The following is a 19,149-nucleotide window of genomic DNA, read 5'->3' as shown; positions in this document are numbered from 1 at the left end:
TCTCGAACGAAGGGCGCTCAGGCCCGGAAACGAAAAACCCGGCGGTCGGGCCGGGTTCGTTCGAGGAGGGAATGACACCAGGCGACCGTCGGAACGGCCACCCAGCGCGCAGGCTAGGCAGCCGCGGTGGTAATGGTGATCATCGTCATTCGCACGCAGCAGGCCGCCGCGGCCACGGGGGCGCGGAACAGGGGGCTGGGGATGCGTGCGAACGACATGGCGATGCAGTGTACAGGAATGCCGGACTTTCACCGCGGCCCGGTGCGCTCCATCCGGATGGCATCGAATGGGCAGTGGACGGCGCACAGGGCGCAGCCCGTGCAGCCCGCCGGGTCGCGCAGCACCGACCGCTTGGGGCCCCAGGGCAGCGAAGGCGCACCTTCCCGGCCGGGGCTGCCCCCTGTGTCCAGCGACAGCACATGCGGTGCGCAGACCGCCACGCACCGGCCGCAGCCCGTGCAGCGGTCGGGATCGATGGCGGGCAGGGCTTTGGGGGTGGAAGGGGGCATGGACGGCCGGCAAGGCGATGGCACGGCCACGGTCCTGGCGTGCTGCCGGCAATGATGCCAGCGCGGACTCTCAGCCCACGAGCTGTGCGTCCAGCGTGATTTCCGGCACCCCGGCGAGCGCCTTCGAGAGCGGGCAGTTGGCCTTGGCGCCGGCCGCGATCTCCTGGAACTTCGCATCGTCGATGCCCGGCACCTTGGCCTTGAGCGTGAGCGCGATGCGGTCGATCTTGAAGCCCTCGCCTTCCTTGGCCAGGCGCACCCTGGCGGTGGTGTCGAGCGTTTCCGTGGCGATGCCGGCCTTCTCGCAGGCGAAGGCGAACGCCATGGTGAAGCAGGCGGCATGCGCCGCGCCGACGATTTCTTCCGGATTGGTGCCCGTGCGGTCGTCGCCGAAGCGGCTGCCGAAGCCGTAGGGGTAGCTTTTCAGCGCGCCGGTCTCGGTGCTGATCTGGCCCTGACCGGTCTTGCCGGCACCTTGCCAATGGACGGAAGCGGTTTTCTCGGACATGCGGACTCCTTTTGCGGTGGGTGGGACAAACCGCCATCACAGCATGGCTCGCGCCGCGTGCGCGTGGGCGCAGGGAGCGCCCACGGCCCCGTCCGTGTCCTACAGTCCAGTTCAACGGTTCCACGACCTTCGTCACGCGAGGTCGCTCTTCCGCACGGCCCTCGGGTCGCGCTCAGCGCTGCCGTGCGCCGCCGTCCTGCCCCTGCGTGGCCGAGCCATAGGCGCACCAGCCGGGGCGCGGGCTCTTCTTCTGCGGATGCAGCCGGCAGGTGTCCGGCCGCACCTCGTACACCGTGCAGCGCCGCGTGGCCGCGTCCAGGAAATGGCAGTCCCCGCTCGCCCGCCGCGCCATCGTGAACACCACGTTCTTGTGGTTGAAGTGGTCGATCAGCCGCGCCTTCTGCAGCCGCTTCGCGATGTGCCGCGGCTCCTCGTGCTCCGCCTCGAACGCATCCACCAGCCCGAGCCGCACCAGATCGGACAGCTGCACCTCCAGCGGCATGGTGCAGCAGTTGGCCGCGCAGGTGGCGCACAGGCCGGCGCGGTAGCGGGTCCAGGTGGCGGGGTTGTCGACATCGACGATGGCAATGGGGGAGCGCATGGGTGGGTGGAATCGGCAGGCACGGGATTGTCGTGCAAGAGATAAATCTTTGATCGAGCACGATGATCCTGTAATCGTCGCCTTTAAGGCGACAATCGTAGCCCGATGAGCAACACTTCGTCCTTGATGGATCTGCTGTTCCCCGCCGCAAGGCAGCGGGTACTGGCTGCGCTGTTGCTGCAGCCACAGCAGACGTTCCATCTCCGTGAGCTGGCACGGCTTACAGGTAGCCATGCCGGCACACTGGCGCGCGAAGTGGACAAGCTCACCGCTACGGGTCTGCTGCTGCGCAGCCAGCAGGGCAACCAAGTGCGCTATCAAGCGAACACAAGCCACCCGCTGTTCAGCGATCTGTCATCGATCTTTCGCAAGACGCATGGCGTGGTCCCAGCACTGCGCGATGCATTGGCACCACTGGCTGACCGGATCCGCATCGCGCTCGTTTTCGGTTCGGTGGCACGGGGGACGCCATCGCCAGGCAGCGACGTGGACCTGCTGGTGCTGGGCGACGTAGGGTTCGTGGAACTGGCACAGGTGATTTTTCCGCTGCATGCGGCACTGGGCCGCGAGGTGAACCCTGTGCTCTATACGGCTGAGGAATTCGCGACGCGTGCGCGCAGCGGCGATGCATTTGCGCGCGACATCCTGGCCAAGCCAAAATTGTTCATCCAGGGAGGAGCCGATGAGTTTGCAGAACTTGCTGGCGATCGGGCGGCTGCAGGCCCACCAGCCTGATGCCGCGGGCATCACCAAACTGCTGCAGGCAGCGCGGCGTGAGCGACTATGAGGGCGACCCTGTGTCCACTGCCACGCTGCAGGCCTGCGTAGAGCAGGCCGCGCAATTGCTGGCGCACACCGAGAACTGGTTGCAGGCGCACCGGGCCGATCTTCTGACTGCGCGTTGAATCCTGGCTCAGAGCTGATGCTCGACGAGACAAGGTTGCAACTTCCAGCGGGGTTACCGGCACGAACTGCTATCTGCACATCGTCATCGCCGAGGGGCGCTTCCGCGAAGACCTGTTCGCCCGCATCAACCTCTGGTCCTACGTGCTGCCCGGCCTCGCGCGGCGCCCCGAGGACATCGAGCCCAACGTGGACCACTTGCTCGCGCGCGTGCCCGAGGAAGCCGGCCGCGCCGTGCGCTTCAGCGCCGGGGCCAAGGCCCGCTACCTGCAGTTCGCACGGTCGCCGGAAGCCACGTGGAACGGGAATTTCCGCGACCTGTCGGCCAGCGTGACCCGCATGGCGACCCTGGCGGACGGGGGCGGATTTCCACCGCCCTGGTCGATGCGGAGATCCAGCGCTTGCGGTGGCTCTGGCAGCCGGCGGGGGAGTTGCGCCATGCACAGACAGGCGGCTCAGCCGCGGGCCTCGGGGGCCGTGGCGAAGGCCCGTATGCCGACCTGGATCAGGAGCTGGACCGCCTGCTGCCCGCTGGCATGGCCCGCACGCTGGACCTGTTCGACCGCCTGCAACTGGAGGCCGTGGTGCGTGTCTGCAGGGAGTGCGCCACGCTCTCGGAGGCGGGGCGGCGGCTCTTCGACCAGTCGCGCACGCAGCGGTCGGTGGTCAATGATGCGGACCGGCTGCGGAAGTATTTGCTCAAGTTCGGGTTGGAGTGGGAGGCGGTGCGGGGGTAGGTGCCTGCATGCGGATTCCTCTCGGATAATGATCCTTCCTGCCGTGGATAGGTGAGGCCAGGGCTGGAAGAACGGGCGAGGAGCCATGGACAAGAAAAACTGGAGCGAAACCGACGTTTGCGAGAAGCGCATCAGTCCGGCCATTGCCTGCGCTGGCTGGGATCTGATCACCCAGGTGCTGCGCGAGTACACGTTGCGTGCAGGACGGGTGGTGGTGCGTGGAAATACTGCATTTCGCGATAAGAACAGTATCTTGAGTGCGGACTACGTCCTGTTCCACAGGCCCAATGTTCCGCTGGCAGTGGTCGGCATCGTCACCCGCGTCACCGCCCTGCGCCGCCTGTGCGCCGACCTGCGCCAGCGCCTGGCCAAACGCCAGTCCGTGCAGGCCCGTCTGGCCGAGGCGCTGGTGGAGACCGCTAGCTTTTCTTCGGAGCCTTGCTGATGAATCCCACCGCCCTGCGAGCCATGTTGGAGTCCTTGCGGAGTCTGCCGCGTGAGCAGGCGGTGGTGGAGTTCAAGTCGAATTTGGCCGATCCCGAGAAGATCGGTGCCTACATTTCAGGGTTGGCCAACACGGCTGCATTGCAAGGCCGCGACCGCGCCTGGCTGGTGTGGGGCGTGGAAGATGGCAGCCATCGGGTGCTGGGTACGGTGTTCGATCCGTTCGGGCAGAAGATTGGCAATCAGTCTCTGCAGATGTGGCTGCAGGTAATGACGCAGCCCCGTGCCGACTTTGCCTTCCACGAGCTGGACTGTGACGGTCTGCGGGTGGTGATGCTCGAAATTCATTCCGCACGCGCTGCGCCCATGGCCTTTCAACACACACGCTACATCCGCGTGGACAGCCACCTGGTGAAACTGGCGGACTACCCCAGCCACGAAGCGCGCTTGTGGAATGCTCTGGGCACATCAGAAGACTGGACGGGCGTGGTGGTGCCTGAGGCAACGCTGCATGATCTGGACCCTCAGGCCGTTGCTGCCGCACGGGTGCGGTACGCCGAGTACTTGGTGCGTGGCGAGCCCGACGCTTCAAAGCACGAGGCGATCCGTACCGAGGTGGCGGCATTGACGGTGCCCACGCTGCTGAACAAGGCCCGTGTGACCAAGCAGGGACGGGTGACCAGGGCAGCCCTGCTGCTGTTGGGCAAGGATGAGTCCTCGCACTTCCTGGCTCCTGCGGACGCGAAGATGACCTGGGTGCTGCGCGATGCGGGCAACGATACGGTCACGTCACAGCCGTTTGGCGTCCCCTTCCTCCTGGCCACGGAGCAGTTGTGCGCCCGCATTCGCAATGTGACGCTGGACCACATGCCCGATGGTTCGCTGTTCCCCACGCCTGTGCCGCAGTACGACAACTGGGTGCTGCGCGAGGCGCTGCACAACTGCGTGGCGCACCAAGACTATGGGCTGGGCGGCAAGATCAATGTGGTGGAACACCCGGATCGGCTGGTGTTCAGCAATCTGGGGCAGTTCATACCGGAGAGCGTGGCGTGGATGCTGGAGCACCAGTCGCCGCCGGAGCACTATCGCAACCAGTGGCTTGTCGACGCGATGATTCGTCTGCGCATGATCGAGCAGGCGGGCAGCGGAATACGCCGGATGTTTACGACTCAGCGCCAGCGGCTGTTTCCGTTGCCCGACTACGAGTTTGGTCAGACCGCGCAGGGGTTTCCGCGCGTGGAATTGACCTTGCAGGGGCGGATGCTGGATTCCAAGTTCGCGCGGGTGTTGATGGCGCGCTCGGATTTGGGCTTGGGCCAGGTTCTGCTGCTGGACAGGGTGCAGAAGGGCCTGACTCTCTCACCTTCAGAGGCCCGGAGTTTGCGCGATCTTGGGCTCATTGAAGGACGTGCGCCCGGCTATTTCATCTCGGCCAAGATGGCGGATGCCTTGGGGCAGAAGGCGAAGTACATCCACCAGCGGGGTCTGGATGACCGGTACTACCAAAAATTGGTGCTGGACTATCTGCAGCAGTATGGTCAAGCCACTAGAACGGATCTGGACGCCTTGCTACTTCGCAAGCTGCCAGATGTTTTGACTGACGTGCAGAAAGCCAACAAGGTCAAAAACTTGATGCAAAGCATGAAGCGGGCTGGACTGATCCGTCCCCATGGGGCCCGCTCAGCTGCGGTTTGGCGGTTGTGTTGACCCGTAGCTAGCTAGACAACCACCAGGGTTGTTTAACCATGGCGTTGTCCTAAGTTATTGATTTGTATATTGTCTAGCGCGGTTTTTAAGCGTTATTTAGACAACAAAGATCGATGTCGTTAGACATCAATGTTCCCCGCCCGCAACGCATTTGTCTCAATAAAGTCCCTTCGCGGCTCGACCTCATCCCCCATCAGCATCGTGAACACCCGGTCCGCCTCGATCGCGTCCTCGATCTGCACGCGCAGCAGGCGGCGCACTTCGGGGTCCATGGTCGTTTCCCACAGCTGTTCGGGGTTCATCTCGCCCAGGCCCTTGTAGCGCTGGCGGCTGGTGGTGCGTTCGGCTTCCTTGATGAGCCAGGCCATGGCCTGGCGGAAGTCGCTCACTTTCTCCTCGCGCTGGCGTTCGCCTTCGCCGCGCAGCACCTTGGCGCCTTCGCCGAGCAGGCCGCGGAACGTGTGGGCGGCTTCGGCCAGGGCGGCGTAGTCGGCGCCGTGCACGAAGTCCTGCGTGATGATGCTGCTCTTGATGTTGCCGTGGTGGCGGCGGCTGATGCGCAGCACGGGCTTGTCGGTGCGGGCGTCGAATTCGCCGGCCACTTCGGCGGGCACGCCGGTGGTGGTGAGTTCGCGCAGCTTGGCCTGCAGGGCGACGGCGCTGGCTTCGGCGTCTTCCACGGTGTCCAGGTTGAGCGCGACGCCGTCGGCGATGGCGCGCAGGGCCTCGCGGTCCATGAAGGCGGAGAGGCGTTCGATGACGGCCTCGGCCACTTGGTGCTTCTGCGCCAGGGTGCTCAGGGTCTCTCCGTCCAGGGTGCGGGCCTGTTCGCCGCCGGTGGTCACGCTGGCGTCGCGCAGGGCCACGCGCAGCAGGAAGGTGTCCAGCGCGGGGCCGTCCTTCAGGTAGAGCTCTTCCTTGCCGTTCTTCACCTTGTAGAGCGGCGGCTGGGCGATGTAGATGTGGCCGCGCTCGACCAGTTCGGGCATCTGGCGGTAGAAGAAGGTGAGCAGCAGGGTGCGGATGTGCGCGCCGTCCACGTCGGCATCGGTCATGATGATGATGCGGTGGTAGCGCAGCTTGTCCACGTTGAAGTCGTCCGCGCCGCCCTTGCCGGTGCCGTCGGCGCTGGCCTTGCCGATGCCGGTGCCCAGGGCGGTGATGAGCGTGAGGATTTCGTTGGAGGTGAGCAGCTTCTCGTAGCGCGCCTTCTCCACGTTCAGGATCTTGCCGCGCAGCGGCAGGATGGCCTGGAACTTCCGGTCGCGGCCCTGCTTGGCGGAGCCGCCGGCGGAGTCGCCCTCGACGATGTAGATCTCGCTCAGGGCCGGGTCCTTCTCCTGGCAGTCGGCGAGCTTGCCGGGCAGGCCCATGCCGTCGAGCACGCCCTTGCGGCGCGTCATCTCGCGGGCCTTGCGCGCGGCCTCGCGGGCGCGGGCGGCTTCCACGATCTTGCCGCAGAGGATCTTGGCGTCGTTGGGGCGCTCTTCCAGGTAGTCGGTGAGGGCCTTGGCGACGATGTCTTCCACGGGCGCGCGCACCTCGCTGGAGACGAGCTTGTCCTTGGTCTGGCTGCTGAACTTGGGCTCGGGCACCTTCACGGAGAGCACGCAGCACAGGCCTTCGCGCATGTCGTCGCCGCTCACCTCGACCTTGGCCTTCTTGGCCAGCTCATTCTGCTCGATGTACTTGCCGATGACGCGCGTCATGGCGGCGCGCAGGCCGGTCAGGTGGGTGCCGCCGTCGCGCTGCGGGATGTTGTTGGTGAAGCAGAGCACGGATTCGTTGAAGCCGTCGTTCCACTGCATGGCCACTTCCACGCCGATCTCGGTGCCGGGGATGCCGCCGTAGGTCTCCGCGGGGCGGCTGCCCGTGGCGTGGAAGGCGTTGGGGTGCAACACCTTCTTGCTGGCGTTGATGAACTGCACGAAGCCCATCACGCCGCCCGCGCCGGAGAAGTCGTCTTCCTTGCCGGTGCGCTCGTCCTTGAGGCGGATGCGCACGCCGTTGTTCAGGAACGAGAGCTCGCGCAGGCGCTTGGCGAGGATCTCGTAGTGGAAGTCGTTGTTCTCCTTGAAGATCTCGGTGTCGGGCAGGAAGTGCACTTCGGTGCCGCGCTTGTCGGTTTCGCCGGTCACGCGCATGGGCGAGACCTCGACGCCGTTCACCGTCTCCAGGATGCGGTTCTGCACGAAGCCCTGGCTGAATTCCAGCAGGTGCACCTTGCCGTCGCGGCGCACGGTGAGGCGCAGCATCTTGCTGAGCGCGTTCACGCACGAGACGCCCACGCCGTGCAGGCCGCCCGAGACCTTGTAGCTGTTCTGGTTGAACTTGCCGCCCGCGTGCAGTTCGGTGAGGGCGATCTCGGCGGCCGAGCGCTTGGGCTCGTGCTTGTCGTCCATCTTCACGCCGGTGGGGATGCCGCGGCCGTTGTCCACCACGCTGATGGAGTTGTCGGAGTGGATGGTGACGACGATGTCGTCGCAGTGGCCGGCCAGCGCCTCGTCGATGGAGTTGTCCACCACTTCGAACACGAGGTGGTGCAGGCCCGTGCCGTCCGACGTGTCGCCGATGTACATGCCGGGGCGCTTGCGCACGGCCTCCAGGCCTTCCAGGATCTGGATCGCGCCTTCGCCGTAGCCGTCGCTGGGCGCGGCGGCCTGGGCGGGCACGGAGTCGGGGGCTGCGACGGACTGCGCTTGGCTGTCGCCCGTGGGAAGGGTGGGCTCGGGCAGGGTGTTCTCAGCGGTCATGGAAGGCCTTGGGGTCCGGGGAAGCCGCGCGCGGCTTCCGGTGGGGTCGAAAGAAAGTCAGGGGACCGGTGCGTCAGATGCGCATGGGCATCACGACGTACTTGAAGTTGTCGTTCTCGGGGATGGTCATCAGCGCGGAGCTGTTGCCGTCGGAGAGGTCCACGCGCACCATGTCCTGGCCCATGTTCGCGAGCGCGTCGATGAGGTAGGTGACGTTGAAGCCGATCTCGATGGTGTCGCCGCCGTAGTCGATGTCGAGCTCGTCCACGGCCTCTTCCTGCTCGGCGTTGTTGGACGCCACGCGCAGGGTGCCGGGTTCGATGTTCAGGCGCACGCCCTTGAACTTGTCGCTGGTCATGATGGCCGTGCGCTGCAGGCTGGCCAGCAGGGGCGCGCGGCCCAGGGTGACGCTGTTCTTGTGGTTCTTGGGGATGACGCGGTTGTAGTCGGGGAACTTGCCCTCGACCAGCTTGGTGACGAACTCCATGCCGCCGAAGGTGAATTTCGCCTGGTTGTTGGCGAACTGCATCTCGATGTGGGGCTGGTTCTCGCCGCCGGCGTCCGACAGCAGGCGCTGCAGTTCCAGCACGGTCTTGCGCGGCAGGATGACTTCCTGCTTGGGCACTTCCACATCCAGCGTGGCGCTGGCGAAGGCGAGGCGGTGGCCGTCGGTGGCGACCAGGCTCAGCGTGTTGCCCTCGGCCACGAACAGGATGCCGTTGAGGTAGTAGCGGATGTCCTGCACCGCCATGGCGAACGACACCTGGCCGAGCAGGTCCTTGAGCACCTTCTGCGGCACGCTGAAGGCGGGGCCGAAGGCGGCGGATTCCTGCACCAGGGGGAAGTCTTCCGCGGGCAGCGACTGCAGGGTGAAGCGGCTCTTGCCGCCCTTGAGCACCAGCTTGGACTGCTGCGACTCCAGGCTCACCGTCTGGTCGGCGGGCATGGTCTTGAGGATGTCGATCAGCTTGCGCGCGCCCACGGTGGTGGTGAAGTCGCCCGTGTCGCCACCGAGTTCCGCGGTGGTGCGGATCTGGATTTCCAGGTCGCTGGTGGTGAGCTGCAGGGCATTGCCGGTCTTGCGGATCAGCACGTTGGCCAGGATGGGCAGCGTGTGCCGGCGCTCGACGATGCCCGCGACCGATTGCAGTACCGCGAGAACCTTGTCTTGTGTTGCCTTCAGGACGATCATGTCTTCAACCCCTAGTGATTTGTGCGACGGTGCCGGGCCGCCCGGCGGCCGCGTGGGCGATGCCTTTGCCGGCACCCCTCGGCCAACCTGGCATTTTGCCCGGGAACCGGGGCATTTCCTGGACGCGGGCGGGCTTCACCGTGGTCTTGCGGGCCGCTTTCAGCCCTTGAGCGTCTGCTCCAGCACGTGCAGCTGCTGGTTCAGCTCGGTCAGTTGCTGGCGTTCGCCCGCGATCTTGCGCACCGCGTGCAGCACCGTCGTGTGGTCGCGCCCCCCGAACAGCTCGCCGATCTCCGGCAGGCTCTTCTGCGTGAGCTCCTTGGCGAGGTACATGGCGATCTGGCGCGGCCGGGCGATGGAGGCGGGGCGCTTCTTGCTGTACATGTCCGCCACCTTGATCTTGTAGTAGTCGGCGACGGTCTTCTGGATGTTCTCCACGCTGATCTGCCGGTTCTGGATGGACAGCAGGTCGCGCAGCGCCTCGCGGGCGAGCTGGATGGAGACTTCCTTCTGGTTGAAGCGCGAATAGGCCAGGATCTTGCGCAGCGCGCCTTCGAGTTCGCGCACGTTGGAGCGCACGTTCTTGGCGACGAAGAAGGCGACTTCCTCGGGCATCTCGGCGCTCTCGGCCCGGGCCTTGTTGATCAGGATGGCCACGCGCATCTCGAGCTCGGGCGGCTCGATGGTGACGGTGAGGCCGGAGTCGAAGCGCGAGACGAGCCGCTCGTGGATGTTCGCGAGGCCCTTCGGATAGGTGTCCGAGGTCATCACGATGTGGCTCTTCTTGGCCAGCAGCGCCTCGAAGGCGTTGAAGAACTCCTCCTGCGTGCGGTCCTTGTTGGCGAAGAACTGCACGTCGTCGATCAGCAGCAGGTCGAGCGAGTGGTAGTGGGCCTTGAACTCGTCGAAGGTGCGGCGCTGGTAGGCCTTAACCACATCCGAGACGAACTGCTCGGCATGGATGTAGAGAACTTTGGCGTCGGGCTTGTCCTGCAGCAGGCGGTTGCCCACGGCATGCACCAGGTGGGTCTTGCCCAGGCCCACGCCGCCGTAGATGAAGAGCGGGTTGTACAGGTGCCCCGGCGAGCCCGCGACGTGCATGGCGGCGGAACGCGCCATGCGGTTGGCCGTGCCTTCCACCAGGGTCTCGAAGGTGAGTGCCGGGTTGAGGCGCGAGCGGAACGGCGCGGCCGCTGGCTCGTCCGACGGGGCGGAGCCGATGGGCGTCTCCGCCGGGGCCGCGGGCTGCTGCACCACGGGGCGAACCACCGTACGGGTAACGCTTTCCCGCTGAGCGAGCGCTAACTCCAGCGTGACCGGCTGGCCGTACAGGCCCTCGAGCAATGCGGTGATGCGGCCCGCGTACTGGGCGCGGATCCAGTCGAGCTTGAAGCGGTTGGCCACCAGCAGGGTGACCTTGGAGAAGTCGGGAGCGACCTGGGCGACGAGCGGCTTGATCCAGGTGTTGAACTGCTGTTCGGGCAGGTCCTGCGCGAGCTGCTCGACACAGGCTTGCCACAGCCCCTGGCCGGGATCGGCGTCGGTGTCGAAGTCGGGGCTGCGGGAGGGTTCCTCGGTCATGAAGGCGGGTTCTTTTTGTGGATAGGAGGAACGGATCAGGGCCTGGGATTGTAGCTTTTCAAGGGGTTATCCACAAGCTGGGCGGGGTGGCCGCGGGCCTGCTATAACCGTGCGGCCACCGGGCATCCGCAGCCCGAGCATTGCCACTTGCCGCCAAGCCTGTGATAATCGCCGGTTTCCCTGAATGCGTTCAGGGCGATGAAGCCCGGGCGGCTTCCTGCCTTGCTGCTTTGCCTTGTGCGATGCGGTGATTTCAGGGCAGGCGGCGCGTGCGGCTCGCGCGGCACTTCTATGAGTGGTCCGCGCAACGGGTCCGGCCGATCGAAGCCGGGCCTGCAAACCCAAGAACCTTCGAGGAATCGATCATGAAACGTACCTACCAGCCTTCCAAGACGCGCCGCGCGCGCACCCACGGTTTCCTCGTGCGCATGAAGACGCGCGGCGGCCGTGCCGTCATCAACGCACGCCGCGCCAAGGGCCGCAAGCGCCTGGCCGTCTGATACGGCTTCGCGCTCAGGGAGGCCGCCGCGTTGCTCCGCCTGGCCGTGCTGCCGCACCGCTCGCCGCCGCGCGTTCCGTTCGCTTCCCTGATTGCCGATCCGTATGAGGCCGCCACGGCGTCCCGCCCGTGACGCGGGCGAGGATGGTTCCATGCACCGGCTCAAGACCCGTCCGCAGTTCCAGGCCGCCATGGCCGGGGGAACCATTTCCCGGACGGCGCATTTCGCCCTGCACCGCCTGCGCCTCGATGCAGGCTCTGCCACCCTTTCCGATTCCCATCCAGGGCCCGGAGCCCTGCCGCAACGGCAGGCTCCGCAGGCCCTGTTTGCCGTGCATGATGCCGCCGGCCCGTGGCTGGGCGCGATGGTGCCCAAGCGCTGGGCGCGGCGCGCGGTGACGCGCAACACCATCAAGCGGCAGATCTACGCCGTGGCGCCGGAGTTCGCGCCGCAGCTGGGCCATGCCGCGCACGTGGTGCGCCTGCGCGCGGGGTTCGATCGCAAGCAGTTTCCGAGCGCGACCTCCGACGCGCTGCGGCGCGCCGTGCGCGAGGAGCTGCTGCAGCTTTTCGGGCAGGCCGTCCGCCCGCAGCGCGGCGGCAAGCCCGCTCCGTCGGCACGGCCACCGGCACCGGCGGCCGTGCCGGCTTCCGAGCCCGTGCCGGAGGCCGCGCGGCCATGATGCGCTCGCTCCTCATGGCGCTGGTGCGCGGCTACCGTTTCTTCCTGAGCCCGTGGCTCGGGTCGGCCTGCCGTTTCGAGCCCACCTGCTCCGCCTATGCGCTGCAGGCGCTGGAGCGGCACGGCGCCGGCGCGGGTTCCTACCTCACCCTGCGGCGCCTCGCGCGCTGCCATCCGTGGTGCGATGGCGGCCATGATCCGGTGTCTGCCGAAGCGCCGCGCGCGACACGCCTGTTTTCCCGGCTGACCGAGCGGCCGGCAACGGCCGCCGCAGCCGCGACCCCCACCCCTTCCTCTCCAAAGAAGACTTCATGAACGACATTCGCCGTACCATCCTGTGGGTGATATTTGGCTTTTCCATGGTTCTGCTGTGGGACAAATGGCAAGTACACAACGGCCACAAGGCCACGTTCTTCCCGGAGCCCGTGCCGGCCCAGGTGGCGTCCGCGCCGGCCGGCGGCGGCGCCAGCGCCCCGGGCAGCGTGCCCACGCCCAGCGCGGCGCCCGCGGCGGGTACGCAGCAGGTGCCCGGCGGCACGGCGGCCGCGGCCCCTGCAGCGCCGCGCGAGCGCGTGACCGTCACCACGGACGTGCTGCGCCTGACCTTCGACAGCGAAGGCGGCACCCTCACGCACGGCGAACTGCTGGGCTATCCCGACATGGCGGACAAGTCCCGCCCGTTCACGCTGCTGGACGACAGCGCCCAGCGCGTCTATGTGGCGCAGACCGGCCTGATCGGTGGCGCGAACTACCCCACGCACAAGACGCCCATGACCGTGGTGCCGGGCAACCGCACCCTGCAGGACGGGCAGAACGACATCAGCATCCGCTTCGAGTCGCCCGACCTGGGCGGCGTGAAGCTGGTCAAGACCTGGACGGTGAAGCGCGGCGCGTATGACATCGCCGTGAAGCACGAGGTGGTCAACACGGGCACGACGCCCGTGTCGCCGCAGCTCTACATGCAGTTGGTGCGCGACGGCAACAAGCCGCCGGGAGAGTCGTCGTTCTACTCCACCTTCACCGGCCCGGCCGTCTATACCGAGGCCAGGAAGTACCACAAGGTCGAGTTCAAGGACATCGAGAGCGGCAAGGCCGAGATCGACAAGTCGTCCACCAACGGCTACGTGGCCATGGTGCAGCACTATTTCGCGACCGCCTGGCTGCTGGCCGACGGCATCCAGCGCGACCTGTTCGTGCGCAAGGTGGACACCAACCTCTATTCGGTGGGCATGATTACCTCCGTGGGCGAGATCGCCCCGGGCCAGTCGAAGACGCTGGACGCGCGCCTGTTCGCCGGCCCGCAGATCGAAACCATGCTGGAGAAGCTGTCGCCCGGCCTGGAACTGGTGAAGGACTACGGCTGGCTCACCATCCTGGCCAAGCCGCTCTACTGGCTGCTCGAGCAACTGCACAAGATCCTGAACAACTGGGGCTGGTCCATCGTGGGCCTGGTGCTGCTGCTCAAGATCGCCTTCTACTGGCTCAACGCCAAGGCATACGCCTCCATGGCCAAGATGAAGGCCATCAACCCGAAGATCATGGAGATGCGCGAGCGCCTCAAGGACAAGCCGCAGCAGATGCAGCAGGAGATGATGCGCATCTACCGCGAGGAGAAGGTCAACCCGATGGGCGGCTGCTTCCCCATCATGATCCAGATCCCCGTGTTCATCGCGCTGTACTGGGTGCTGCTGTCGAGCGTGGAAATGCGCAATGCGCCCTGGATCGGCTGGATCCACGACCTGTCCTCGCCCGATCCGTTCTTCATCCTGCCCCTGCTGATGACGGCCAGCTCGCTGTTGCAGACGGCGCTCAACCCCGCGCCGCCGGACCCGATGCAGGCCAAGATGATGTGGTTCATGCCGCTGATCTTCAGCGTGATGTTCTTCTTCTTCCCGGCCGGCCTGGTGCTGTACTGGCTGACGAACAACATCCTGTCGATCGCCCAGCAGTGGATCATCAACAAGCGCATGGGCGTGCCGCCGCAGTTCAACCTGCCGAAGTTCCGCTGACGTGAACTGATCCGCTTCGCTGCGTGATCCGGATGCCGTTTTTCGGCGCGCCATCCGGGCAATCCCCAACGGCCACCTGCGTGTGGCCGTTGTCTTTTGGGTACGAGGATTGCTAGGCTAGTGGTCTTTCCATCGACCCCCTTTGACCGGAGGCTTGCAGATGAAGCAGCGTTTGAATTTATCCCTCGGAACGATCGCCCTTGCCGTGCTCCTCGGCGCCGGGGCCGCGCATGCGGCCACCCTGCGCTGGGCCGGCGCGAACGACATCCTGACCGTGGACCCGCACGCGCAGAACCACCAGACCACGCATGCCTTCCTGCAGCAGGTGTACGAGAGCCTGGTGCGCTACGACAAGAACTACCAGGTCGAGCCCGCGCTGGCCACGAAATGGACGCTGGTCTCGCCCACGCAGGTGCGCTTCGAACTGCGCAAGGGGGTCAAGTTCCACGACGGCGCCCCGTTCACGGCGGACGACGTGGTGTTCTCGCTCACGCGGGCGATGACGCCGCCGTCCAACATGCAGTCGTCGGTGCAGAGCGTGAAGGAAGTGAAGAAGGTTGACGACTTCACCGTGGACCTGATCCTCAAGGGACCGAGCCCGGTGCTGCTGCGCGAGCTGACCGAGGCGCGCATCATGAACAAGGCCTGGGCCGAGAAGAACAACTCGGTGAAGGCGCAGGACTACGCCGGCAAGGAAGAGAACTACGCCTCGCGCAACGCCAACGGAACCGGGCCCTTCATCATGGTGGGCTGGCAGCCCGACGTGAAGGTCACGCTCAAGAAGAACCCGAACTGGTGGGACAAGCCGACGGGCAACATCGACGAGGTGGTGTTCACGCCCATCAAGTCGGCCGCCACGCGCTCGGCCGCACTCATCTCGGGCCAGGTGGACTTCGTTCCCGATCCGCCGCCGCAGGATCTGGCGCGCATGAAGTCCAGCCCCGACATCAAGCTGATCGAAGGGGCCGAGAACCGCACCATCTACCTCGGCCTGGACCAGTTCCGTGACGAATTGCCGGGCGCCGGCACCCCGGGCAAGAACCCGCTCAAGGACAAGCGCGTGCGCCAGGCGCTCTACCAGGCCATCGATTCCGCGACCATCCACAGCCGCACCATGCGCAACCTCTCGGTGCCCACCGGCACCATGGTGGCGCCGATGGTGCATGGCTGGAGCAAGACCCTGGAAGAGCGTGCCTCCAAGTACGACGTCGAGGCCGCGAAGAAGCTGCTGGCCGATGCCGGCTACCCCAACGGCTTCGCGATCAAGCTCGATTGCCCGAACGACCGCTACGTGAACGATGAAGCGATCTGTCAGGCCGTGACGGCCATGTGGACGCGCATCGGCGTGAAGACCACGCTGCAGACGGCACCGATGTCGCAGTTCGTCACGCGCGTGATGAACAACGACGTGAATGCCTACCTGTTCGGCTGGGGCGTGGCCACGTTCGATGCGCTCTATTCGCTGGATTCGCTGATGTCCACGAAGGACGGCAAGACCTCGGCGGGCGTGTACAACGGCGGCCGGTTCAGCGATGCCAAGCTCGACGGCATGATCGGCCAGATCAAGGTGGAGATGGACCAGGCCAAGCGCGACGCGCTGCTCGCCGATGCCCTGAAGCTGGTCAAGGACGAGTACTACTACCTGCCGCTGCACCACCAGATCCGCCCCTGGGCGATGCGCAAGGGCATGGACACGCCGCACCGCGCGGACGACCGCCCGATGCCGGCCTGGACCACCATCAAGTAAGCCGGGCCGGCGGGCCGGCCCCCAGCTCCGGGCCTTGGCCCAGCTTGGGGGAGGCGACGGGCAACCGAGGCAGGGGGCGGGCTTATCATGCGCGCCTCCCCTCATCCCCTGCCGCCGCCCCGCGGCCGTCCTGCCCATGCTGCCCCGCCACACCGATCCCATCGCCGCCATCGCCACCGCACCGGGGCGGGGCGCCGTGGGCATCGTGCGCGTGTCGGGCCGCGGGATCGGCCCGCTGGTGGAAGCGCTCTGCGGGCGTGCGCTGCGCCCGCGCGAGGCCACCTACCTGCCGTTCCGCGATGCCGGGGGGCAGGCCATCGACCAGGGGCTGGCGCTGTATTTTCCCGCGCCGCACAGCTACACCGGAGAGGACGTGCTGGAGCTGCAGGCGCACGGCGGCCCCGTGGTGCTGCAACTGCTGCTGGCCCGCTGCCTGCAGGCCGCCGGCGAGGCGGACCGTGCCACGGGCCGGCCGCGCCTGCCGGGCCTGCGGCTGGCGCGGCCCGGCGAGTTCACCGAGCGCGCGTTCCTGAACGACAAGATCGACCTCGCGCAGGCCGAGGCGATCGCCGACCTGATCGACGCCAGCACCGAAGCCGCCGCGCGCAGCGCCAGCCGTTCGCTGGCGGGTGCCTTCTCCGACGAGATCCACCGGCTGCGCGATGCGCTGGTGCACCTGCGCATGCTGGTGGAGGCCACGCTCGATTTTCCGGAGGAAGAGATCGATTTCCTGCGCAAGGCGGATGCCCATGGCCAGCTGGCGGCGCTGCAGCGCACGCTGGCGGAGGTGATGGGGCGCACGCGGCAGGGCGCGCTGCTGCGCGAGGGCATCAAGGTGGTGATCGCGGGCCAGCCCAACGCGGGCAAGAGTTCGCTGCTGAACGCCCTGGCCGGCGCGGAGCTGGCCATCGTGACGCCGATCGCCGGCACCACGCGCGACAAGGTGCAGCAGACCATCCAGATCGAGGGCGTGCCGCTGCACGTGATCGACACGGCGGGCCTGCGCGAGAGCGACGACGAGGTGGAGCGGATCGGCATCGAGCGCGCCTGGCAGGAGATCGCCGCGGCCGACGCGGTGCTGTTCCTGCACGATCTCACGCGCGCGGGCCAGCCGGATTACGAAGCGGCGGATGCGGAGATCGCGGCCCGTCTCGCCCGCATGGCGCCGGCGCATGTGCCCGTGGTCGATGTGTGGAACAAGAGCGACCGCGCGGAGGGCTCCGCAGCAGCAGGGCAGGGCGGAGTCGCCACGGCGTCCGCGTCCGGCCGGGCTGCCGCCGTGCGCCTGTCCGCGCGCACGGGCGAGGGCCTGGACGGGCTGCGGCGCGTGCTGCTGGACATCGCCGGCTGGCAGTCCGCGCCGGAGGGCATCTACACCGCGCGTGCGCGCCACCTGGAAGCACTGCGGGCGGTGGACATGCACCTGATGGAGGCGGCGGCGCAGTTGCAGTGCGACGGCCCCGCGCTCGACCTCCTGGCCGAGGAGCTGCGGCTGGCGCAGCAGGCGCTGAACGCCATCACAGGGGAGTTCACGTCCGACGATCTGCTGGGGGTCATCTTCTCGAGTTTCTGCATCGGGAAGTAGCGCGCGGCAGCAAGTTTCCGCGGGGCGGATCGGCGTATGTAAGAAGACGTAAACCTGCCTTGCGTGCCGGGGTGCGGGGGGATACCGTCCCGCCACCATGAATGCCGTCCTGTCCTCCACCCCTCCCGCTTCCTCGACCGTGCTCCAGGCCGATCTCGGCGGCCTCGTGCAGGCCGTGTCCCAGTCCACGGCGGAAGATGGGCTGCACAACCCGTTCACGCCGGAGCAGTGGGACCTGCTGGCCGGCTACCTGCTGCCCATGCAGGTGGAGGCGGGCCACACGCTCTTCACCCAGGGGGTGCAGGACCGGACGCTCTACTTCATCGAAAGCGGCAACTGCAGCGTGCACTACGAGGACGAGAAGGGGCGCCTGCGCCTGGCCATCGTGGGTGCCGGGTCCGTGGTGGGGGAGGGGGCTTTCTTCTCGCACCGGCCGCGCAGCGCCACGGTCCAGGCGGGTTCGCCCAGCAAGCTGTGGACGTTGACGGCGCTGCGGTTTTCCGAGCTGTCCAACCGGCAGCCGGCCGTGGCGCTGGCGCTGGCGATGGCGGCAGGCTCGGTACTGGCCCGGCGCCTGGGCAACCGGCGCCGTCGTGTTGCGGCAACCTGACACCCGGGCGCCGGGACAATGACCATGCCGGCAGGTTCCCGTGCGGGGTTCTGGCGGGGCGCGGAGCCGCAGCTACACTGGCTGTCATTCGCCCGCATCCTCGCAAGAGGCCTTCCGCATGTCGCTGTTCAGCTGGTTTTCCCGCAAAAAGCCCTCGTCCCGGCCGCGTCCCGCGGTGGAGCCGGCCGGGCTGCTGGACGCGGATGCCACGGTTCCGCTCATGCCGGGCCGCAGCGGCAAGCCCGCGGTGCTCGCGGCTCCGGCCGACCACGCCGCCAACCGCAAGAACGAGCGCATGGAGCGGCGCGAACTGCTCTACACGGTGGTGCGCGATGCCATGGTGCGCGCGAGCGTGCTGTCGGCGGGCTACAAGTTCAAGGTGCTGTCGCTCGACCAGAGGGGCCGGCAGTTCCTGGTGATGATCGACCTGGGGCGCGAATATGGCGGAGAGACCGCGCGCCTGAGCGAGATCGAAGCCCTGATCGCGCAGACCGCGAAGTCGCGCTTCGACATCCTCGTCACGGCCGTCTATTGGCGCATCAACGACCATGTGGCGGTGGGGGTGCCGGGGCGGGGTGCTGCGCATCCCCCGATCGCGCCTTCTCACGCCGGCCCCGCCCCGGGGCAGGCCCACCCGAAGCAGGGGCCTGCCTCGGCGCCGGCGCCCCTGCTGCCGCCCCGCACAGCGCCCACGCCCACCCATGCCCCCGTGCATGCGGCGCCCGTGGCGGCCGAATCGGTGTCGCTGCTGGCACCGCGCGAGATTCCCCCGTCGCCGGCATCGTACGCGCCGGTGGAGGGGACCCGGTCCGGCGCAGCGGCCGGCAAGGGCTACGACCCGATCGATGCGGACGAAGTCGCTGCCTTCCGGCGGGCGCTGGGCAGCGCCGCGGCCACGGGCCGTGCCCAGCCCGCGGCCAGCGTGCCGGGCACCACGGTGCGTTCCGGGCCGTTGCTGCCGCCCGCGCCTTCGGCCCACGGTGTCGAGGACACCGAGATGTCCGGCCATGACCGGGCGGCTTCGGACCTGAGCAATACGCAGTACGGCGAACTGCGCTGAAAGGGCGGCTGCGCGGACCGCG

At 67.0% G+C, this 19,149-nt stretch carries 17 protein-coding genes and 2 pseudogenes; 13 read left to right on the top strand and 6 right to left on the bottom strand.

What is annotated here, in order from left to right:
- Nucleotides 1–248: 248 nt before the first annotated feature.
- The 3 genes from BLR99_RS10860 to BLR99_RS10850 all read right to left on the bottom strand — a co-directional run bounded on the left by BLR99_RS10860 (nucleotide 249) and on the right by BLR99_RS10850 (nucleotide 1,618).
- Nucleotides 249–509, bottom strand: coding sequence for an ATP-binding protein (locus tag BLR99_RS10860; RefSeq protein WP_017438814.1), 261 nt, complete (start codon nucleotides 507–509; stop codon nucleotides 249–251).
- A 70-nt stretch (nucleotides 510–579) separates the two neighbouring features.
- Complete coding sequence (locus tag BLR99_RS10855) at nucleotides 580–1,017, bottom strand: OsmC family protein (protein ID WP_011793204.1); 438 nt, start codon at nucleotides 1,015–1,017, stop codon at nucleotides 580–582.
- Between the two features lie 172 nt (nucleotides 1,018–1,189).
- On the bottom strand, nucleotides 1,190–1,618 hold the full coding sequence (locus BLR99_RS10850) for a YkgJ family cysteine cluster protein (RefSeq protein WP_011793203.1): 429 nt from the start codon (nucleotides 1,616–1,618) through the stop codon (nucleotides 1,190–1,192).
- 105 nt (nucleotides 1,619–1,723) lie between these two features.
- On the opposite strand from BLR99_RS10850, the gene BLR99_RS10845 reads away from it, so the two are divergent.
- From BLR99_RS10845 to BLR99_RS10830, 5 genes and pseudogenes are all read left to right on the top strand, one after another.
- Nucleotides 1,724–2,353 carry a nucleotidyltransferase domain-containing protein gene (locus tag BLR99_RS10845; protein ID WP_011793202.1) on the top strand — a complete coding sequence of 210 codons (630 nt, stop codon included), beginning with the start codon at nucleotides 1,724–1,726 and terminating at the stop codon, nucleotides 2,351–2,353.
- 38 nt (nucleotides 2,354–2,391) lie between these two features.
- Nucleotides 2,392–2,523 carry a hypothetical protein gene (locus tag BLR99_RS23670; protein ID WP_017438813.1) on the top strand — a complete coding sequence of 44 codons (132 nt, stop codon included), beginning with the start codon at nucleotides 2,392–2,394 and terminating at the stop codon, nucleotides 2,521–2,523.
- Between the two features lie 52 nt (nucleotides 2,524–2,575).
- Nucleotides 2,576–3,258 (top strand): annotated as a pseudogene (locus tag BLR99_RS23730) (AAA-type ATPase lid domain-containing protein); the annotation flags it as partial.
- Nucleotides 3,259–3,343: 85 nt separating this feature from the next.
- Nucleotides 3,344–3,565 (top strand): annotated as a pseudogene (locus BLR99_RS23770) (hypothetical protein); the annotation flags it as partial.
- A 137-nt stretch (nucleotides 3,566–3,702) separates the two neighbouring features.
- Nucleotides 3,703–5,409, top strand: coding sequence for an RNA-binding domain-containing protein (locus tag BLR99_RS10830; protein WP_046060553.1), 1,707 nt, complete (start codon nucleotides 3,703–3,705; stop codon nucleotides 5,407–5,409).
- 119 nt (nucleotides 5,410–5,528) lie between these two features.
- On the opposite strand, the gene gyrB is transcribed toward BLR99_RS10830, so the two are convergent.
- From gyrB to dnaA, 3 genes are all read right to left on the bottom strand, one after another.
- Nucleotides 5,529–8,162 (bottom strand): DNA topoisomerase (ATP-hydrolyzing) subunit B, encoded by a 2,634-nt coding sequence (gyrB, locus tag BLR99_RS10825; protein WP_011793199.1) that lies wholly within the window; start codon nucleotides 8,160–8,162, stop codon nucleotides 5,529–5,531.
- Between the two features lie 73 nt (nucleotides 8,163–8,235).
- Entirely contained in the window at nucleotides 8,236–9,354 is a 1,119-nt protein-coding gene (dnaN, locus tag BLR99_RS10820) for a DNA polymerase III subunit beta (protein ID WP_011793198.1), read from the bottom strand.
- Between the two features lie 159 nt (nucleotides 9,355–9,513).
- Complete coding sequence (dnaA, locus tag BLR99_RS10815; protein WP_017438449.1) at nucleotides 9,514–10,935, bottom strand: chromosomal replication initiator protein DnaA; 1,422 nt, start codon at nucleotides 10,933–10,935, stop codon at nucleotides 9,514–9,516.
- A gap of 365 nt (nucleotides 10,936–11,300) precedes the next feature.
- Here dnaA and rpmH point away from each other — a divergent pair, with 365 nt between their 5' ends.
- The 8 genes from rpmH (at nucleotide 11,301) to BLR99_RS10775 (ending at nucleotide 19,127) form a co-directional block, all read left to right on the top strand.
- On the top strand, nucleotides 11,301–11,435 hold the full coding sequence (gene rpmH / locus BLR99_RS10810) for a 50S ribosomal protein L34 (RefSeq protein ID WP_005798102.1): 135 nt from the start codon (nucleotides 11,301–11,303) through the stop codon (nucleotides 11,433–11,435).
- A 151-nt stretch (nucleotides 11,436–11,586) separates the two neighbouring features.
- Complete coding sequence (locus BLR99_RS10805; protein ID WP_011797792.1) at nucleotides 11,587–12,117, top strand: ribonuclease P protein component; 531 nt, start codon at nucleotides 11,587–11,589, stop codon at nucleotides 12,115–12,117.
- Complete coding sequence (gene yidD / locus BLR99_RS10800; RefSeq protein WP_011797791.1) at nucleotides 12,114–12,431, top strand: membrane protein insertion efficiency factor YidD; 318 nt, start codon at nucleotides 12,114–12,116, stop codon at nucleotides 12,429–12,431. The genes BLR99_RS10805 and yidD overlap by 4 nt, the downstream gene beginning before the upstream one ends.
- On the top strand, nucleotides 12,428–14,125 hold the full coding sequence (gene yidC / locus BLR99_RS10795) for a membrane protein insertase YidC (protein ID WP_011797790.1): 1,698 nt from the start codon (nucleotides 12,428–12,430) through the stop codon (nucleotides 14,123–14,125). The genes yidD and yidC overlap by 4 nt, the downstream gene beginning before the upstream one ends.
- A gap of 160 nt (nucleotides 14,126–14,285) precedes the next feature.
- Nucleotides 14,286–15,872: an ABC transporter substrate-binding protein gene (locus BLR99_RS10790; RefSeq protein WP_011797789.1), complete on the top strand. Its 1,587-nt coding sequence runs from the start codon at nucleotides 14,286–14,288 to the stop codon at nucleotides 15,870–15,872.
- Nucleotides 15,873–16,008: 136 nt separating this feature from the next.
- A complete protein-coding gene (mnmE, locus tag BLR99_RS10785; RefSeq protein ID WP_011797788.1) occupies nucleotides 16,009–17,457 on the top strand; it encodes a tRNA uridine-5-carboxymethylaminomethyl(34) synthesis GTPase MnmE in 1,449 nt (482 codons plus the stop codon).
- A gap of 97 nt (nucleotides 17,458–17,554) precedes the next feature.
- Complete coding sequence (locus BLR99_RS10780) at nucleotides 17,555–18,067, top strand: Crp/Fnr family transcriptional regulator (protein WP_011797787.1); 513 nt, start codon at nucleotides 17,555–17,557, stop codon at nucleotides 18,065–18,067.
- Between the two features lie 118 nt (nucleotides 18,068–18,185).
- Nucleotides 18,186–19,127 carry a hypothetical protein gene (locus tag BLR99_RS10775; RefSeq protein ID WP_011797786.1) on the top strand — a complete coding sequence of 314 codons (942 nt, stop codon included), beginning with the start codon at nucleotides 18,186–18,188 and terminating at the stop codon, nucleotides 19,125–19,127.
- Nucleotides 19,128–19,149: the final 22 nt, after the last annotated feature.

Origin of the sequence: Paracidovorax citrulli, from assembly GCF_900100305.1 — a bacterium.
Lineage (GTDB): Bacteria > Pseudomonadota > Gammaproteobacteria > Burkholderiales > Burkholderiaceae_C > Paracidovorax > Paracidovorax citrulli.
This window is presented reverse-complemented; position numbering and strand designations above follow the sequence as displayed.

What these genes read in the sequence shown, in the direction of transcription:
- BLR99_RS10790 (WP_011797789.1), top strand. Translation starts at nt 14,286, where the DNA reads ATGAAGCAGCGTTTGAATTTATCCCTCGGAACGATCGCCCTTGCCGTG.
- BLR99_RS10855 (WP_011793204.1), bottom strand. Translation starts at nt 1,017, where the DNA reads ATGTCCGAGAAAACCGCTTCCGTCCATTGGCAAGGTGCCGGCAAGACC.
- yidD (WP_011797791.1), top strand. Translation starts at nt 12,114, where the DNA reads ATGATGCGCTCGCTCCTCATGGCGCTGGTGCGCGGCTACCGTTTCTTC.
- gyrB (WP_011793199.1), bottom strand. Translation starts at nt 8,162, where the DNA reads ATGACCGCTGAGAACACCCTGCCCGAGCCCACCCTTCCCACGGGCGAC.
- yidC (WP_011797790.1), top strand. Translation starts at nt 12,428, where the DNA reads ATGAACGACATTCGCCGTACCATCCTGTGGGTGATATTTGGCTTTTCC.
- BLR99_RS10805 (WP_011797792.1), top strand. Translation starts at nt 11,587, where the DNA reads ATGCACCGGCTCAAGACCCGTCCGCAGTTCCAGGCCGCCATGGCCGGG.
- BLR99_RS10780 (WP_011797787.1), top strand. Translation starts at nt 17,555, where the DNA reads ATGAATGCCGTCCTGTCCTCCACCCCTCCCGCTTCCTCGACCGTGCTC.
- mnmE (WP_011797788.1), top strand. Translation starts at nt 16,009, where the DNA reads ATGCTGCCCCGCCACACCGATCCCATCGCCGCCATCGCCACCGCACCG.
- rpmH (WP_005798102.1), top strand. Translation starts at nt 11,301, where the DNA reads ATGAAACGTACCTACCAGCCTTCCAAGACGCGCCGCGCGCGCACCCAC.
- BLR99_RS10830 (WP_046060553.1), top strand. Translation starts at nt 3,703, where the DNA reads ATGAATCCCACCGCCCTGCGAGCCATGTTGGAGTCCTTGCGGAGTCTG.
- dnaA (WP_017438449.1), bottom strand. Translation starts at nt 10,935, where the DNA reads ATGACCGAGGAACCCTCCCGCAGCCCCGACTTCGACACCGACGCCGAT.
- dnaN (WP_011793198.1), bottom strand. Translation starts at nt 9,354, where the DNA reads ATGATCGTCCTGAAGGCAACACAAGACAAGGTTCTCGCGGTACTGCAA.
- BLR99_RS10775 (WP_011797786.1), top strand. Translation starts at nt 18,186, where the DNA reads ATGTCGCTGTTCAGCTGGTTTTCCCGCAAAAAGCCCTCGTCCCGGCCG.
- BLR99_RS10845 (WP_011793202.1), top strand. Translation starts at nt 1,724, where the DNA reads ATGAGCAACACTTCGTCCTTGATGGATCTGCTGTTCCCCGCCGCAAGG.
- BLR99_RS10850 (WP_011793203.1), bottom strand. Translation starts at nt 1,618, where the DNA reads ATGCGCTCCCCCATTGCCATCGTCGATGTCGACAACCCCGCCACCTGG.
- BLR99_RS10860 (WP_017438814.1), bottom strand. Translation starts at nt 509, where the DNA reads ATGCCCCCTTCCACCCCCAAAGCCCTGCCCGCCATCGATCCCGACCGC.